15 protein-coding genes and 1 pseudogene are annotated in these 14704 nt (G+C 71.0%); 4 read left to right on the forward strand and 12 right to left on the reverse strand.

The genetic code is table 11. The features are described from left to right. Positions 1-159 precede the first annotated feature (159 nt). A complete protein-coding gene (locus ACFYO2_RS02060; RefSeq protein ID WP_388342727.1) occupies positions 160-1512 on the reverse strand; it encodes a class II 3-deoxy-7-phosphoheptulonate synthase in 1353 nt (450 codons plus the stop codon). Between the two features lie 96 nt (positions 1513-1608). On the opposite strand from ACFYO2_RS02060, the gene ACFYO2_RS02065 reads away from it, so the two are divergent. Both ACFYO2_RS02065 and ACFYO2_RS02070 read left to right on the forward strand, forming a co-directional pair. Continuing rightward, positions 1609-1665 carry a trp operon leader peptide gene (locus tag ACFYO2_RS02065; protein ID WP_071528813.1) on the forward strand — a complete coding sequence of 19 codons (57 nt, stop codon included), beginning with the start codon at positions 1609-1611 and terminating at the stop codon, positions 1663-1665. Positions 1666-1763: 98 nt separating this feature from the next. Continuing rightward, a complete protein-coding gene (locus ACFYO2_RS02070; protein WP_388342729.1) occupies positions 1764-3644 on the forward strand; it encodes an anthranilate synthase family protein in 1881 nt (626 codons plus the stop codon). Here the strand turns inward: ACFYO2_RS02070 and ACFYO2_RS02075 are convergent. From ACFYO2_RS02075 to ACFYO2_RS02095, 5 genes and pseudogenes are all read right to left on the reverse strand, one after another. Continuing rightward, a pseudogene (locus tag ACFYO2_RS02075) lies at positions 3596-3924 on the reverse strand (NAD(P)-dependent oxidoreductase); the annotation flags it as partial. The gene ACFYO2_RS02070 and the pseudogene ACFYO2_RS02075 sit on opposite strands and share 49 nt — an antisense overlap. Positions 3925-3941: 17 nt before the next feature. Then, positions 3942-4970, reverse strand: a complete 1029-nt coding sequence (locus ACFYO2_RS02080; protein WP_388342731.1) for a 6-phosphofructokinase — start codon at positions 4968-4970, stop codon at positions 3942-3944. Between the two features lie 126 nt (positions 4971-5096). Next, positions 5097-5744, reverse strand: coding sequence for a response regulator (locus tag ACFYO2_RS02085; RefSeq protein ID WP_388343941.1), 648 nt, complete (start codon positions 5742-5744; stop codon positions 5097-5099). 38 nt (positions 5745-5782) lie between these two features. Further along, positions 5783-7009 (reverse strand): MacS family sensor histidine kinase, encoded by a 1227-nt coding sequence (gene macS, locus ACFYO2_RS02090; protein ID WP_388342733.1) that lies wholly within the window; start codon positions 7007-7009, stop codon positions 5783-5785. 34 nt (positions 7010-7043) lie between these two features. Beyond that, the gene (locus ACFYO2_RS02095) at positions 7044-7850 is read right to left on the reverse strand and encodes a lysophospholipid acyltransferase family protein (RefSeq protein ID WP_388343943.1); all 807 of its coding nucleotides are present in this window, start codon (positions 7848-7850) and stop codon (positions 7044-7046) included. 160 nt (positions 7851-8010) lie between these two features. Here ACFYO2_RS02095 and ACFYO2_RS02100 point away from each other — a divergent pair, with 160 nt between their 5' ends. Then, a complete protein-coding gene (locus tag ACFYO2_RS02100) occupies positions 8011-8790 on the forward strand; it encodes an alpha/beta hydrolase (RefSeq protein WP_388343945.1) in 780 nt (259 codons plus the stop codon). Beyond that, entirely contained in the window at positions 8783-9391 is a 609-nt protein-coding gene (locus tag ACFYO2_RS02105) for a hypothetical protein (protein ID WP_388342736.1), read from the forward strand. Before ACFYO2_RS02100 ends, ACFYO2_RS02105 begins: the two co-directional genes overlap by 8 nt. On the opposite strand, the gene ACFYO2_RS02110 is transcribed toward ACFYO2_RS02105, so the two are convergent. The 6 genes from ACFYO2_RS02110 to ACFYO2_RS02135 form a co-directional block, all read right to left on the reverse strand. Continuing rightward, positions 9388-10134 (reverse strand): endonuclease/exonuclease/phosphatase family protein, encoded by a 747-nt coding sequence (locus tag ACFYO2_RS02110; protein WP_388342738.1) that lies wholly within the window; start codon positions 10132-10134, stop codon positions 9388-9390. The genes ACFYO2_RS02105 and ACFYO2_RS02110 overlap by 4 nt on opposite strands. A 131-nt stretch (positions 10135-10265) precedes the next feature. Beyond that, on the reverse strand, positions 10266-11219 hold the full coding sequence (locus tag ACFYO2_RS02115; RefSeq protein WP_388342741.1) for an ROK family glucokinase: 954 nt from the start codon (positions 11217-11219) through the stop codon (positions 10266-10268). A 93-nt stretch (positions 11220-11312) separates the two neighbouring features. Continuing rightward, entirely contained in the window at positions 11313-11810 is a 498-nt protein-coding gene (locus ACFYO2_RS02120) for a DUF5304 domain-containing protein (protein WP_388342744.1), read from the reverse strand. A 57-nt stretch (positions 11811-11867) separates the two neighbouring features. Next, a complete protein-coding gene (locus tag ACFYO2_RS02125) occupies positions 11868-13037 on the reverse strand; it encodes an ArsA family ATPase (RefSeq protein ID WP_388342745.1) in 1170 nt (389 codons plus the stop codon). A gap of 42 nt (positions 13038-13079) precedes the next feature. After that, a complete protein-coding gene (locus ACFYO2_RS02130; RefSeq protein ID WP_388342747.1) occupies positions 13080-13523 on the reverse strand; it encodes an SRPBCC family protein in 444 nt (147 codons plus the stop codon). 123 nt (positions 13524-13646) lie between these two features. After that, positions 13647-14402, reverse strand: a complete 756-nt coding sequence (locus tag ACFYO2_RS02135; protein WP_388343948.1) for a metallophosphoesterase — start codon at positions 14400-14402, stop codon at positions 13647-13649. Positions 14403-14704 lie beyond the last annotated feature (302 nt).

The following is a 14704-nucleotide window of genomic DNA, read 5'->3' on the forward strand; positions in this document are numbered from 1 at the left end:
CACGACCCCCCCTCTGGCCCCCACCCCGCTAATAAAAAACAACAAACACCCCCCCCCCCCCCCCCCCCGCCCGCCGGGGGGGGGGGGGGGGGGGCCGCCCCCCCCCCCCCCCCCCCCCCACTTCACGCTCCTGTAACAGGCGCGCCTACTGGTGATCTGCTACTGGTCCCGGTACATCTCCGCGACGAGGAACGCCAGGTCGAGGGACTGGCTGCGGTTCAGACGCGGGTCGCAGGCCGTCTCGTAGCGCTGGTGCAGGTCGTCGACGAAGATCTCGTCGCCGCCGCCCACGCACTCGGTGACGTCGTCACCGGTGAGCTCCACATGGATGCCGCCCGGGTGGGTGCCCAGGCCCTTGTGGACCTCGAAGAAGCCCTTGACCTCGTCGAGCACGTCGTCGAAGCGGCGGGTCTTGTGACCGGAGGCCGCCTCGAAGGTGTTGCCGTGCATCGGGTCGGTCACCCAGGCCACGGTCGCGCCCGAGGCGGTGACCTTCTCGACCAGCTCGGGCAGCTTGTCGCGGACCTTGTCGGCGCCCATGCGGACGATGAAGGTCAGCCGGCCCGGCTCGCGGTCCGGGTCCAGGCGCTCGATGTACTGCAGCGCCTCCTCGGCCGTGGTCGTCGGGCCGAGCTTGATGCCGATCGGGTTGCGGATCTGCGAGGCGAACTCGATGTGGGCGTGGTCCAGCTGCCGGGTGCGCTCACCGATCCACACCATGTGCGCCGAGACGTCGTACAGGTGCCCGGTGCGGGAGTCGACCCTGGTCAGCGCGGACTCGTAGTCGAGCAGCAGCGCCTCGTGCGAGGAGTAGAACTCGACCGTCTTGAACTCCTCCGGGTCGGCCCCGCAGGCGTGCATGAAGTTGAGCGCCTGGTCGATCTCACGGGCGAGCTGCTCGTAGCGCTGGCCGGAGGGCGAGGACCGCACGAAGTCCTGGTTCCAGGCATGCACCTGGCGCAGGTCGGCGTAGCCGCCGGTGGTGAAGGCGCGCACCAGGTTGAGCGTCGAGGCGGAGGCGTTGTACATCCGCTTCAGGCGCTCGGGGTCCGGAATCCGGGCGGCCTCGTTGAAGTCGAAGCCGTTGACCGAGTCGCCGCGGTAGGTCGGCAGGGTCACGCCGTCACGGGTCTCGGTGCCCTTGGAGCGCGGCTTGGAGTACTGGCCGGCGATGCGGCCGACCTTCACCACGGGCACCGAGCCGGCGTACGTCAGCACGGCGCCCATCTGGAGCAGTGTCTTGAGCTTGTTGCGGATCTGGTCGGCGGACACCGCGTCGAAGGCCTCGGCGCAGTCGCCGCCCTGGAGGAGGAACGCCTCTCCCTTGGCGACGGCCGCCATCCGGGCGCGCAGCTGGTCGCACTCGCCCGCGAAGACGAGTGGCGGATACGACTCGAGGTCCGCGATCACTGCGCGCAGAGCCTCGGTGTCGGGGTACTCGGGCTGCTGCGCCGCGGGCAGGTCTCGCCAGGTGTTGCCAGCGCTGGCGCTGGTCTTAGCGTTCACGGTCACGCCCTCAACATTACGGGGTCGTGTCGACCGATTTTCCTCCGGCCCGACAGGTGAGACACGCCCACGCTCAGGTGCGTGTGGGGTAGGGTGCGTCGCATGTTCGCGCATTCGACCCAGAACTGGTGGTGGACCGCTCATCCGGCGGCCCACTGACTGCGCGTACGCAAGACTTCGCGAAGGCCGCCCGAGGGGCGGCCTTCGGTGTTTTCCGGCACTGAGGTCGTCTCTCCTTCAGAGAAGGAACACGACCGATGAACCTGCTCGACCTGCTGGACGATCCCCGTCCCTTCGCCCTGCTGCGCCGCCGCACCCCCGGCCGCGACGAGCACGCGGTCGAGCTGCTGCTCGGCCCGGTCAGCTCGCACGACCGCCTCGCCGACCTCCCCGAGCACGGTCTGGCCCTCGTGCCCTTCCGGCAGATCCGCGAGCGCGGCTTCGACGTCCGCGACGACGGGACGCCGCTGTCGGTGCTGACGCCCGAGGAGACGTACGAGATCCCGCTCGCCGAAGCCCTCGCGCAGCTCCCCGCGCACGAGGTGCGGGTGGAGGACGGCGGCTTCGACGTGGCCGACGAGGAGTACGCGGAGATCGTCGGGCGGGTGCTGCGCGAGGAGATCGGCGCCGGCGAAGGCGCGAACTTCGTGATCCGGCGGACGTACGAGGGCGCGATCCCGGGGTTCGGAAGGGCCGACGCGCTGGCGCTGTTCCGGCGGCTGCTGGTGGGTGAGCGGGGCGCGTACTGGACGTTCGTCGTGCACACCGGGGACCGCACGCTCGTCGGGGCCAGTCCCGAGGTGCATGTGCGGATGTCCGGCGGGACCGTCGTCATGAACCCGATCAGCGGGACGTACCGCTATCCGGCCGAGGGCCCCGCCCCCGAGCACCTGCTGGACTTCCTCGCCGACGGCAAGGAGATCGAGGAGCTGTCGATGGTCGTCGACGAGGAGCTCAAGATGATGTGCACGGTCGGCGACATGGGCGGGGTCGTGGTCGGGCCCCGGCTGAAGGAGATGGCGCACCTCGCGCACACCGAGTACGAGCTGCGCGGCAAGTCCTCGCTGGATGTGCGGGAAGTGCTGAAGGAGACGATGTTCGCGGCGACCGTCACGGGCTCGCCGGTGCAGAACGCCTGCCGGGTCATCGAGCGGCACGAGGTCGGCGGGCGGGGTTACTACGCCGGTGCGCTGGCGCTTGTCGGCAGGGATCCGGGCGGTGCCCAGACCCTTGACTCCCCCATCCTGATCCGTACCGCCGACATCGATGCGGCCGGGCGGCTGCGGGTGCCGGTCGGCGCCACGCTGGTGCGCGGCTCGGACCCGGCGGGCGAGGTCGCGGAGACGCACGCGAAGGCGGCGGGGGTGCTGGCCGCGTTGGGAGTACGGCCGTCCGGGCCCCGTAGGGAGCACACGCGCCCCCCGCTGGCCGACGACCCCCGGGTGCGGGCCGCGCTGGACGGGCGCCGGGCCTCGCTGGCGCCGTTCTGGCTGCGGATGCAGGAGCGGACGGACGAGCTGGCCGGGCACGCCCTCGTCGTCGACGCTGAGGACACCTTCACGGCGATGCTCGCGCACGTGCTGCGGTCGAGCGGCCTGGAGGTGACCGTCCGGCGCTATGACGAGCCCGGGCTGCGGGAGGCGGTCCGTGCGCACGAGGGGCCGATCGTCCTCGGCCCCGGACCGGGCGACCCCTCCGACACCGACGACCCGAAGATGCGGTTCCTGCGCGCGCTGACCGCCGAGGTGATCCGGGAGAACCGGCACGGCGTGCTCGGCGTCTGCCTCGGGCACGAGCTGATCGCGGCCGAGCTGGGGCTGGAGATCGTACGGAAGGAAGTGCCGTACCAGGGGGCGCAGACGGAGATCGACCTGTTCGGGCGGCGCGAGACCGTCGGCTTCTACAACAGCTTCGTGGCGCGCTGCGACGACGACGCGCTCGTCGAACTGTCGGCGCACGACGTCGAGGTGAGCCGGAGCGACACCGGCGAGGTGCACGCGCTGCGCGGGCCCGGGTTCGCGGGCGTGCAGTTCCACCCGGAGTCGGTGCTCACGTTGAACGGCGCTCTCGTCGTACGGGAGTTGGTGGGTCAGCTGCGCGGCACCAGCACGTTCTCGGAGCGGCGGCCCGTGGTGTAGTCGGGGACGTTCTTCACCGTGGCGTCGACGATCTGGCTGACGGCGTCCTCGGTGCAGTAGGCCTGGTGGGAGGTGACCAGGACGTTCGGGAAGGTGAGGCGGGCCAGGGTGTCGTCCTCGACGGCCTGTAGGGACTTGTCGAGGAAGAACTGGCCCGCCTCGGCCTCGTGGACGTCGAGGCCGACGCCCGCGAAACGGCCCGCGCAGCTCCATGACGAGCGCCGCGGTTTCGACCGGTGCCTCGGCCGGAGTTCACCAGGATCGTGTCGTCCTTCGTCGCCGCCCGGCGGTGCCGGGTCAGCCGAAGAACACCCCGACCTCCTCGTAGAGCTTCGGGTCCACCGTCTTCAGCCGGGCCGTCGCCTCCGCGATCGGGACGCGCACGATGTCCGTGCCGCGCAGGGCGACCATCTTGCCGAAGTCGCCGTCGCGGACGGCCTCGATGGCGTGCAGGCCGAAGCGGGTGGCGAGCCAGCGGTCGAAGGCGCTGGGCGTGCCACCGCGCTGGATGTGTCCGAGGACCGTGGTGCGGGCCTCCTTGCCGGTGCGTCGCTCGATCTCCTTGGCCAGCCACTCGCCGACGCCGGACAGCCGCACATGCCCGAAGGAGTCCAGCGATCCGTCCTTGAGGACCAGGTCGCCGTCCTTGGGCATCGCGCCCTCGGCGACGACCACGATGGGTGCGTACGCCGCCTTGAAGCGGGAGGCCACCCAGGCGCACACCTGCTCGACGTCGAAGCGCTGCTCGGGGATGAGGATGACGTTGGCGCCGCCGGCCAGGCCCGAGTGGAGGGCGATCCAGCCCGCGTGGCGGCCCATCACCTCGCAGACCAGGACCCGCATGTGGGACTCGGCGGTGGTGTGCAGCCGGTCGATCGCCTCCGTGGCGATGCCGACGGCCGTGTCGAAGCCGAAGGTGTAGTCGGTGCCGGAGAGGTCGTTGTCGATCGTCTTCGGCACGCCGACGCAGGGCACGCCGTACTCGTCGGACAGCCGGGCGGCGACGCCCAGGGTGTCCTCGCCGCCGATCGTGATGAGCGCCCCGACGTCCTGCTGGGCGAGGTTCTCCTTGATGCGCCGGATGCCGTCCTCCTGCTTCAGCGGATTGGTGCGTGAGGAGCCGAGGATGGTGCCGCCGCGGGGCAGGATGCCGCGCACCGCCGGGATGTCCAGACGCACGGTGCGGTTCTCCAGGGGGCCTCGCCAGCCGTCCCGGAAGCCGACGAAGTCGTAGCCGTACTCCTGCACGCCCTTGCGGACGATGCCCCGGATGACGGCGTTGAGCCCGGGGCAGTCGCCGCCTCCGGTCAGTACTCCGACGCGCATGGAAGTGTCCCTTCGCCGCGGTTGCCTGATGGGATCACGCTAGTAGTGATCCAGGTCACACAGGGATGGGCGGGAACGACAATTCCGTTGAAACGTCGAGTGGTTGATCCGGTCGGACCGGTTGATCTACTCGTCGTCGAGTCCGCGTTCTATCGCGTACCTCACCAGTTCGACCCTGTTGTGCAGTTGGAGCTTGCCGAGGGTGTTCTGGACGTGGTTCTGGACCGTGCGGTGCGAGATGACCAGGCGTTCGGCGATCTGCTTGTAGCTCAGGCCCTTGGCGACCAGGCGCAGCACCTCGGTCTCCCGGTCGGTGAGCTGCGGGGCCCCCGGCTGGTCGGTGTCGGGGGCGGGCGCGGGCTCGGCGGCCAGGCGCCGGTACTCGCCGAGGACCAGACCCGCCAGGCCGGGGGTGAACACCGGGTCGCCGACGGCCGTACGGCGCACGGCGTCCAGCAGCTCCTCCGTCGACGCCGACTTCAGCAGATAGCCGGTCGCGCCGGACTTCACCGCCTCCAGGACGTCGGCGTGCTCACCGCTCGCGGACAGCACCAGGACACGCAACGCCGGGTTGGCACCGACGAGTTCCTTGCAGACCTGGACGCCGGGCTTGGCGGGCAGGTTCAGGTCGAGGACCAGTACATCGGGCGCGGCGGCCCTGGCGCGGCGCACGGCCTGCTCGCCGTCACCCGCGGTGGCCACCACCTCGAAGCCCGACGCGGCCAGGTCGCGGGCGACCGCGTCGCGCCACATGGGGTGGTCGTCGACCACCATGACCCTGATCCGTTCCTGCCGGCCCTCGCTGCTGTCCGTCATCGCTTCTCCGCCTTCCCCCGTGAAGACTTCGTCTCCTTCGGTACTTTCAGCTCTACTTCCGTGCCCTGGCCGGGCACCGAGATCAGTTCGGCGCTGCCGCCGAGGTCGCGCAGCCTGCCCCGGATGGACAGGGCCACGCCGAGCCGTCCCTCCCCCTCGGCCTGCGCGAGGCGGCCCTCGGGGATGCCGGGGCCGTCGTCCCGTACGGTCACGATCACCTCGTCCGGCTCGTCCTCGACGAGGATCCACGCGCGCGCGTGCTCGCCGACGTGTTCTCGGACATTGTCCAGGGCGGCGCCCACGGCCGCGGCCAGCTCCCGCGCGGCCGCCGGGGACAGCGGCACCGGGGCGCCGGGCTCGGCGAGGTTGACGTTCGCGGAGGCGTACCGGGCGAGCAGTGCGCGCACGTCGACAGGGCCGGTGGAGTCGTCCGGCTCCTCTACGGCCCGTACGACCGCCCCCTCGGCCGCGTCCTCCGACACGCGGGAGACGGGCACCAGACCGCCGGAGACCAGGGTGCGCAGCGCGACCTCCTGCTCGCCCGCCATCCGGCCCAGCGCTGCCGCCTCACCGCCCAGGACGGCGCCGCGCCGCTGCACCATCGCCAGCACCTGGAGCACGCCGTCGTGGATGTCGCGGGCGAGCCGCTCCCGCTCCCTGGTCGCGGCCTCGATCTCCAGGGCGCGGGCGAGGGTGCGCTCGGAGGCGCGGGCGACCTCGACGACGTAGCCGATGGCGATGGAGGCGACCCAGACGAGGATCACGTTGTGGACGGTGTCGCGGGCCGGGCTGCCGCGCTCGACCAGGTTGGCGACGGCGACCGCGGAGGAGGCGACCGCCGCCCAGCGCCAACCACCCTTGACCGCGAAGGCCAGCACGGAGCCCGCGGTCCATATCGAGGGCAGGGTGGGTCCGCCCGACTGGATCCGCTCGTGCCCGTCGGCCACGAGGGTGAGCAGGATGCCGGTGAGCGCGATGGTGAGGTCGGCGGCGAGGAAGCGCTTGGTGCAGCTGGCCGCGTTCGCGACCTTCGGGAGGGTGGCCAGGGTCCAGACGAACAGGACGCAGTAGTAGGCGATGGCGACCCAGGGGCGCGCGAACTCGTCGTAGGCGGTGGCGAAGAACCCGATCGCGTACAGCATGGTGAGCACCCGGTAGCCGGCGAGCGCACGCCACAGCGGCTGCTCGACCGACATCCTCATGACTCTCTCGCGCCTGGCCATGTCCCCCACCCCCGGCCGACCCCCAGACTGCCGTCTAGGACTCGGCTCTGTCCTTCTCGGCCTGTTCCTGCTCCGCCTGCTCCTGCTCGGCCTGTTCCTTGGCCGCCCGTTCCTTCGCCGCCTGCGCGAGGGCGGCCCTGGCCGCCTTCTCGGCTTCCTTCTCCGCCTTCGCCGCGTCCGCGATCTGCCGCTTGGCAGCGGTCGCGTACATGTCGACGTACTCCTGGCCGGAGAGCTTCATGATCTCGTACATGACCTCGTCGGTCAGCGCGCGCAGCACGAAACGGTCATGCTCCATGCCCTGGTAGCGGCTGAAGTCCAGTGGCTCGCCGATGCGGATGCCCGGGCGCATCAGCTTGGGCATCACCTTCCCGGGCGGCTGGATCTTCTCCGTGTCGATCATGGCCACCGGGATGACGGGCGCGCCGGTGGCGAGCGCCACGCGCGCGAGGCCGCCGGGCTTGCCCCGATAGAGCCGGCCGTCGGGCGAACGGGTGCCCTCCGGGTAGATCCCGAACAGCTCGCCGCGCTCCAGCACCTCTATGCCGCTGTTGACGGCCGCCTCGCCCGCGCCGCGCGCGCCGGAGCGGTCCACCGGGAGCTGGCCGACGCCCTTGAAGAAGGCGGCCGTCAGCCTTCCCTTCACCCCGGGCGTGGTGAAGTACTCGGCCTTCGCGATGAAGGTGACCTTGCGGTCGAGGACCGCGGGCAGGAAGAACGAGTCGGAGAACGACAGGTGATTGCTGGCCAGGATGGCGGGGCCCTCGGCCGGAATGTGCTCCAGGCCTTCCACCCAGGGCCTGAAGGCGACCTTCAGCGGCCCTCCGATGGCGACCTTCATCGTGCCGTACAACAACCGAGTGCCTCCTGTGTCTGTCGGTCAGACCATAACCCGGAGCACTGGCAATGAGCCCGACGGCCCTGGTCGGTGTCAGTACGGTCGCGTACGGTGAACCACACCTGGACTCGTTCACGCCCTTCTCATGAACAGGAGACCGAAGGTGCCGGTCCTCCCTGGAGCCGAGCCGTTCCGCCACGAGGGCGGGGACACGGGGGTCCTCCTCTGTCATGGTTTCACCGGTTCCCCCCAGTCGCTGCGCCCCTGGGCGGAGTATCTGGCCGCGCGCGGTCTGACCGTCTCGCTGCCGCTGCTGCCCGGCCACGGCACCCGCTGGCAGGACATGCAGCTCACCGGCTGGCAGGACTGGTACGCCGAGGTGGACCGTGAGCTGCGCGCCCTGCGCGAGCGCTGCACGCGGGTGTTCGTGGCGGGCCTGTCGATGGGCGCCACACTCGCGCTCAGGCTCGCGGCCAAGCATGGTGACGAGGTCAGCGGCCTCGTGGTCGTCAACCCGGCGAACCGTATGCACGGACTGGCCGCCTACACCCTTCCGGTGGTGCGTCACCTCGTGCGTACGACGAAGGGCATCGCCGACGACATCGCCAAGGAGGGCGGCGCCGAGCTGGGGTACGACCGGGTGCCGCTGAACTCCGCGCACTCCCTGCGGACCTTCTTCCGGCTGGTCGACGGCGAGCTTCCGCAGGTCACCCAGCCGCTGCTGGTCCTGCGCAGCGCCCAGGACCATGTGGTGCCGGCCGCCGACTCCGCGCGCGTGCTGAGCCGGGTCTCGTCCACGGACGTAACTGAGATCGTGCTGGAACAGAGTTACCACGTCGCGACGTTGGACCACGAGGCGGACCGGATCTTCGAGGAGAGCTACGCGTTCATCGGCCGCCTCGCACCCAGCATCGGCAAGGAAGGGACGGCCGCACGTGGCTGAGCACGACTCCGATCGCGAGGACCGTGAGGAGCGCGAGGACCGCGAGCCGGACGAGCAGAACGTCCCGTTCGACGAGGAGGCCGCCTGGGCGGCCATCGTCGCCGGGTACGGCGAGGAACCGCCGGACCCGCCCGGCTCCAAGCCCTACAAGTCGGTCGAGGACCTTGCCCTGCTGGAGTCCGAGACGAACGACACGAACGACGGGGGCTCCAAAGACGCCAAGGAGACCAAGGAGACCAAGGAGGACAAGCCCGCGAAGCCGCTGGGCGGCTCCATCGCCTTCGCGCCAGGTGTCGGCCCCCGCGACTACAGCCCGCCCGAGCCGGCCGAGGAGGACTTCGAGGAGGACGACGAGGGCCACTTCGTGCCTCCGGAACCGCCGCCGCTTCCCGCCGCCGACGCCACCGCGAAGTTCGCCTGGCTGGGGCTGCTGGGCGGGCCGGTCCTGCTCCTGCTCGCCGTGCTGCTCGGCTGGGACATGACCTGGTGGCTCGCCACGCTCGGCATCGGCGGCTTCCTGGGCGGCTTCGCCACGCTGGTGATGCGGATGCGGTCGGACGACGAGGACGGCGACGACCCCGGGCGGGGAGCCGTCGTCTAGTTCGCCGGAATTCTGAGGGCGGCCAGCACCGGAAGGTGATCCGTGGCCGCCCTCAGGTGTGTCTCCGTCACCCCGGGATGGCCCAGCGGCACGCCGCAGCCCAGGACCTCGATGCCCTTCGTCGCGAAGATCGCGTCGATGCGCCGTTGGGGGTCGGTGCGCGTCCAGGTGTGTTCGCCGCCCCAGGGCGCGGTGGCCCAGCAGTCCTGGAGGTCCTCGGAGAGCTTGGCGAAGGTGCGGCCGCCGGGGCGTTCGTTCAGGTCGCCGCCCGCGATCGCGTGCTCCACACCCATGCCGGCGAGCCGGTCGAGGAGCATGCCGGCCTGCTCGTACCGCTCGTCCTGATGGAGCGAGAGGTGACAGCTGAGGACGCCGACGCGGACGCCTGCGATCCGTACGACCGCGGTGGCGAAGCCCCGCCGGTGCCGGCCCGGAGTGAGCGGGAGCAGGACGTCCTCCGTGCGCTCGACGGTCGCCCGGAGTGAGCAGAGGATCGCCGGGCCCGCGGCCGTGCCGCCGCCGGAGAGGATCACCTGGCCGGATGCCGCGGCGAGTCTTGCCAGTTTCTTGCGCCAGCGGAAGAAACGGGGCGCTTCCTGGAGAAGGACCAGGTCGGGGGCGCAGGCGGTGATCACACGGGCGAGGGCGGCGGGGTCGTCGCGCATCGAGCGGATGTTGTAGCTCAGGACGCGGATGACGGCGGAACCGTCGGGCTCGGTGCGGGAGTCGGGGAGCAGCGTCATGTGGATCAATGTACGCCTGACAGCTCGGGCGTAATTGTCCGTTTGCGACGGGCCGGTGCGTTGTGGTTGCTCGCGCAGTTCCCCGCGCCCCTTTGGGGCACGGGGAACCCACGTACCTCGAAAAGGTGCCGCTACATGATCGGGTCGGGCTCCCGCGCCAGGTCCGCCGCGCCCACCAGGCCCGCCTTGTTGCCCAGCTGGGCGGCGATGACGTCCGCCACCGGGCGCCAGTTGCCGCCGACCAGCCAGCGCTTGTACGACTTGCGGATCGGGTCGAGGACCAGCTCGCCCTCGTCCGAAAGCCCGCCGCCGACGATGAAGGCGGAGGGGTCGAAGAGGGAGGCCAGGTCGGCGAGGCCGGCGCCGGCCCAGCGGGCGAGCTCGCGGTAGGAGTCGACGGCGACGGGGTCGCCCTGGCGGGCGGCCATCGAGATGTGCTTGCCCTCGATGCCGTCGGGGGTGCCGTCGCCGAGGCCGAGCAGGATCTCCGCGTTCTCGGGGGTCGCGTTGGCACGCTGCTTGGCGTACCTCACGAGGGCACGCCCGGAGGCGTACTGCTCCCAGCAGCCCTGGCTGCCGCAGCCGCACAGCAGCCCGTCCGGGACCATGCGGATGTGGCCGAACTCGGCAGCCACGCCGAAGTGCCCGCGGCGCAGCTTGTTGCCGATGATGATGCCGCCGCCGAGGCCGGTGCCGAGGGTGATGCAGATGACGTTGCGGTGGCCCTTGCCGCCGCCGAACTTGTACTCGCCCCACGCGGCCGCGTTGGCGTCGTTCTCCACCACGACCGGCAGGTGGACGCGCGCCTCGACCTTCTCCTTCAGTGGTTCCTGGCGCCAGTCGATGTTCGGCGCGAAGTAGACCGTGGAGCGCTGACGGTTGACGTATCCGGCGGCACCGATGCCCACGCCGACGATCTGGTGACCGGCCCGCGCGCCCTCCACCGCGGAGGCGATGGCGTCCACGATGCCTGCGGACGTACCCGGGGTCGGCACCTTGAAGGTCGAGAGGATGTTGCCTTCCTCATCGACCACGCCGGCCGCGATCTTCGTGCCGCCGATATCGACGCCGATGGTGAGTCCCATGAATCCCTCAGTTTCGGTCGAGCCCCGCTACGGCCAACCGTACCCGAGGCCCTGCCGTCGGGGTCCCGACGTCCGCCCGTCAGGACGGGGCCCTCAGTCCAGGTCGATGCGTTCCCCGGGGCCGGGTTCGTCGCCCTTGCCGTGGTCGCCCTCGTCCAGGTCGCGTGGGTCGTTTCCGCGGGTCGTCCAGCGTCGTTCCTGGGTCTCGACGGCCGAGCGGTAGGCGGCGAGCAGTTCGTTGCCCGCGGCCGCCAGGTGGTCGAAGACGTCCGGGTTGCGTTCGATGACGGGCTCGACGGCGGCCTTGGCCTGCTGCACGACCTGCTTGACCACCTGCTGGGCGGCGGGCCCCGCGACCGCGCCGAACAGCGGTGACTGGAGGCCGGACAGCTTGTCCGCGACGGTGTCGACGAGCTTGCGCAGTTCCTCGGCGGCCGAGCCCGGAGGCGGGCCGTAATCGGCGCGGCGGCGGGCCTTCTCCGCCGCGAGGTCCTCGGCACACGCCGTCGCCCACGCGTCGGCGTCGGTGGCCCGCACCTCGTCGACAGCCTCGCGCCCGGCGGAGTCGAACGGGGGGAGCTCTTCGCTCATGACGGACTCCTGACTACGGTTCGTCTCTACGACGTTACCCGAACGGGCGTATGCGGTTCACCGTGTCCCGGGCCACAGATCCGGGTCGGGCGCGAAGCGGATGCGCAGCTCGCCCTCCCGCAGCGCGGCCCCGTCGACGGTGCAGCGGCGCAAGGCCGACGGGAGGGGGAGGATCCGCCGGAACCGCCCCGCGCTGACGACGAGTTCGTCGCCGCGCCGGATGAGGTCCAGTTCGTCGCGTATCGCGCCGGGCAGCGGTAGGTGCCAGATCAGGACGCCGTCCTCGGCGAGGTGGTCGGTGACGGGCCACTCGACGGTGGAGGGCTCCGCCTTGACGGTGGGGGCGACCAGCTCGGCCAGGTCGTCGGCGCCGCGCGGGTCCCGGCCGAGATGGGCGACCTCGCGGACGTCGTACGACTCCTGCCACTCCGCCAGGACCTTGCGCTGCTGGGCGACGGGCCCGGCGAGCCAGCTGTCTGCCGCCGTCTCCGGCAGGACTCGGTTGGCCACCAGCGCGTCGGGCCGCAGGCCGCGCAGGGCGAGCCCGAGGCCGGCGGTGCGGACGGCGTCGGCGCCGGCCGGGGAGGGCTCGGCGACCACTCGTACGACGGTGTTCCGGTCGGCGACGACCGCCTCGACGGCTGCCAGTTCGACGTCCCAGCGGGCGGCGGTCTCGTACAGCCACTGCGCGGGCATGGGGATGCCGGCCAGCCGGCCGAGGACGGGGCGCAGGGCGCGGGCCGCCTGTCGCTCGGCCGGGAGCAGACGGCGCAGATAGCGGCGCAGCTCCTCGGGGAGGGCGAGGAGGGCGAGGGCCTGTGGGGCGGGCGGCAGGTCGACCACCAGCAGGTCGTGCGCCTCGGTGAGGGCAGCGTCGCGCAGGGCGCGCAGCAGGGTGAGCTCCTCGGCGCCGGGGAGAGGGGTGACCTCCTCGGGGTCCAGGCGGGAGGCGCCCAGGAGGTCGAGGACGGAGGAGGCGCGGTCCTGGAAGGCGGCCAGGTCGTCACGGAAGCCCGAGGTGGCGTCGGGTCGCCAAGCGGTGAGGTTCGCGGCGGCCCGCACCGGCGCGGGGCCCGTCGGCGTGCCGAGCACCGCGCCGAGGGTGTCGGTGCGGTCGGCACTGAGGACGAGGGTGCGGGTGCCCGCACCGGCGGCGGCCAGTGCGGTGGCGGCCGCGACCGTCGTACGACCGCTGCCGCCGGGGCCCGTGATCAGGATGGTGCGCATGGGGGTGAACGGTACCTCCGCGTACCGCCGCTGCGGGGACGGCTACTTCGCCCCCGACTCCACCCGCTTCTTCAGTCCGGCCAGCGCCCGGTCGATGATGACCTTCTCCGCCTTGCGCTTGATCATGCCGAGCATCGGGATCTTGACGTCGACGGTGAGCCGGTACGTCACCTCGGTCGCTCCCGCGCCGGCAGGCTTGAGGATGTACGAGCCGTCGAGCGAGCGCAGCATCTGGGACTTCACCAGAGTCCAGGAGACCTCGTTCTCGCCGGTCCAGGTGTAGCCCAGGACCTGGTCGTCCTTGATCGCCCCGGCGTCCATGACCAGGCGGACCTGTTCGGCGCGTCCCTGAGCGTCCGTCGCCAGGACCTCCGCCTCCTTCACCTCTCCGGTCCAGTCCGGGTAGCGGGCGAAGTCGGCGATCACCCCCATGACATCGGCCGGTGCCGCCTCGATCGTGATGCTCGAGCTGGTGTGTTCCGCCATCGCTGTGGCTCCTCCAGATGCGGGCCGGTAGGCAAGTCCACCGTGCGCGAGTCTGCGCACGTGTGTGCAGCGTGAAGGCTACCGCGCGGTCGCCCGGCCGACTTCACCCCCATCTGCGGATTCTCACCATTCGAGTGCCCAGGGCTTCCCGGATCCCGCGAAGTGCCCCACGTTGACGCACTCGGTCGCCCCGATCCGCATCCGCCGTACGAGCGGCTGGTGGACGTGACCGAACAGCGCGTACCGGGGCCGGGTGCGGCGGATCGCGTCCAGCAGCGCCCGGCTGCCCCGTTCGAAGCGCCGCGCGACCGTGTCGTAGACCAGCTCGGGCACCTCCGGCGGGATGTGGGTGCACAGCACGTCCACCTCACCCACCGCCTCGATCTTCGCCGCGTACTCCTCATCGCTGATCTCGTACGGCGTCCGCATCGGCGTCCGCAGTCCCCCGCCCACGAAGCCGAAGACGCGGCCCCCGATCTCGACCCGCTCCCCGTCGAGCACGGTGGTGCCGGACCCGGCGTACTCCGGCCACAGAGGCGGCATGTCGACATTGCCGTAGGTCGCGTACGTCGGTGTGGGGAACGCCGCGAACATCTCGGCGTACTGCTTGCGTACCGCCTGTTCGATCACCTCGGCCCGGTGCTCGCCGACCCCCGCCCAGAGCCGGGCCCCGAGCTCGCGCGCCTCCTCGAAGCGGCGGGCGGTGCGCAGCTCGACGATGCGGTCGGCGTTCTCTACGCCGAAGAGGTCGGGGAAGATCCCGCGCGAGTGGTCGGCGTAGTCGAGGAAGAGGACCAGGTCACCCAGACAGATCAGGGCGTCGGCGCCCTCGCCGGCGCCGGCCAGGTCACGGGCGTTGCCGTGCACGTCACTGACCACATGAACGCGTGTCCTCCGGTTACCGGCTGGTGTGGGTGCCATGACGATCAAGCGTAAGGGTGTGGGGCATACGTGAACAGTGGCGGCGGGACCAGTGGTTACTGGCCAGTCAGTTAATGGGTGGACTACTGTGCGCCAAGGAAAACCCAATCCGTGTGACGCAGCGAACATCTCGCCGGGACCCCCTGTCGAAGAAGCCATACCGGCGGGTAACGTCCGGTCGGTCCAGTCGTGCTCAGGATTTCAACCACCGGTCCCCAAGGCCCCGGGGTGACCCACTGAGCACCCGCCCGAGCCTTGGA

Origin of the sequence: Streptomyces sp. NPDC006602 (assembly GCF_042870385.1) — a bacterium.
Lineage (GTDB): Bacteria > Actinomycetota > Actinomycetes > Streptomycetales > Streptomycetaceae > Streptomyces.

What these genes read in the sequence shown, in the direction of transcription:
- ACFYO2_RS02130 (WP_388342747.1), bottom strand. Translation starts at nt 13,523, where the DNA reads ATGGCGGAACACACCAGCTCGAGCATCACGATCGAGGCGGCACCGGCC.
- macS (WP_388342733.1), bottom strand. Translation starts at nt 7,009, where the DNA reads ATGGCCAGGCGCGAGAGAGTCATGAGGATGTCGGTCGAGCAGCCGCTG.
- ACFYO2_RS02070 (WP_388342729.1), top strand. Translation starts at nt 1,764, where the DNA reads ATGAACCTGCTCGACCTGCTGGACGATCCCCGTCCCTTCGCCCTGCTG.
- ACFYO2_RS02110 (WP_388342738.1), bottom strand. Translation starts at nt 10,134, where the DNA reads ATGACGCTGCTCCCCGACTCCCGCACCGAGCCCGACGGTTCCGCCGTC.
- ACFYO2_RS02120 (WP_388342744.1), bottom strand. Translation starts at nt 11,810, where the DNA reads ATGAGCGAAGAGCTCCCCCCGTTCGACTCCGCCGGGCGCGAGGCTGTC.
- ACFYO2_RS02095 (WP_388343943.1), bottom strand. Translation starts at nt 7,850, where the DNA reads ATGAAGGTCGCCATCGGAGGGCCGCTGAAGGTCGCCTTCAGGCCCTGG.
- ACFYO2_RS02080 (WP_388342731.1), bottom strand. Translation starts at nt 4,970, where the DNA reads ATGCGCGTCGGAGTACTGACCGGAGGCGGCGACTGCCCCGGGCTCAAC.
- ACFYO2_RS02085 (WP_388343941.1), bottom strand. Translation starts at nt 5,744, where the DNA reads ATGGTGGTCGACGACCACCCCATGTGGCGCGACGCGGTCGCCCGCGAC.
- ACFYO2_RS02125 (WP_388342745.1), bottom strand. Translation starts at nt 13,037, where the DNA reads ATGCGCACCATCCTGATCACGGGCCCCGGCGGCAGCGGTCGTACGACG.
- ACFYO2_RS02115 (WP_388342741.1), bottom strand. Translation starts at nt 11,219, where the DNA reads ATGGGACTCACCATCGGCGTCGATATCGGCGGCACGAAGATCGCGGCC.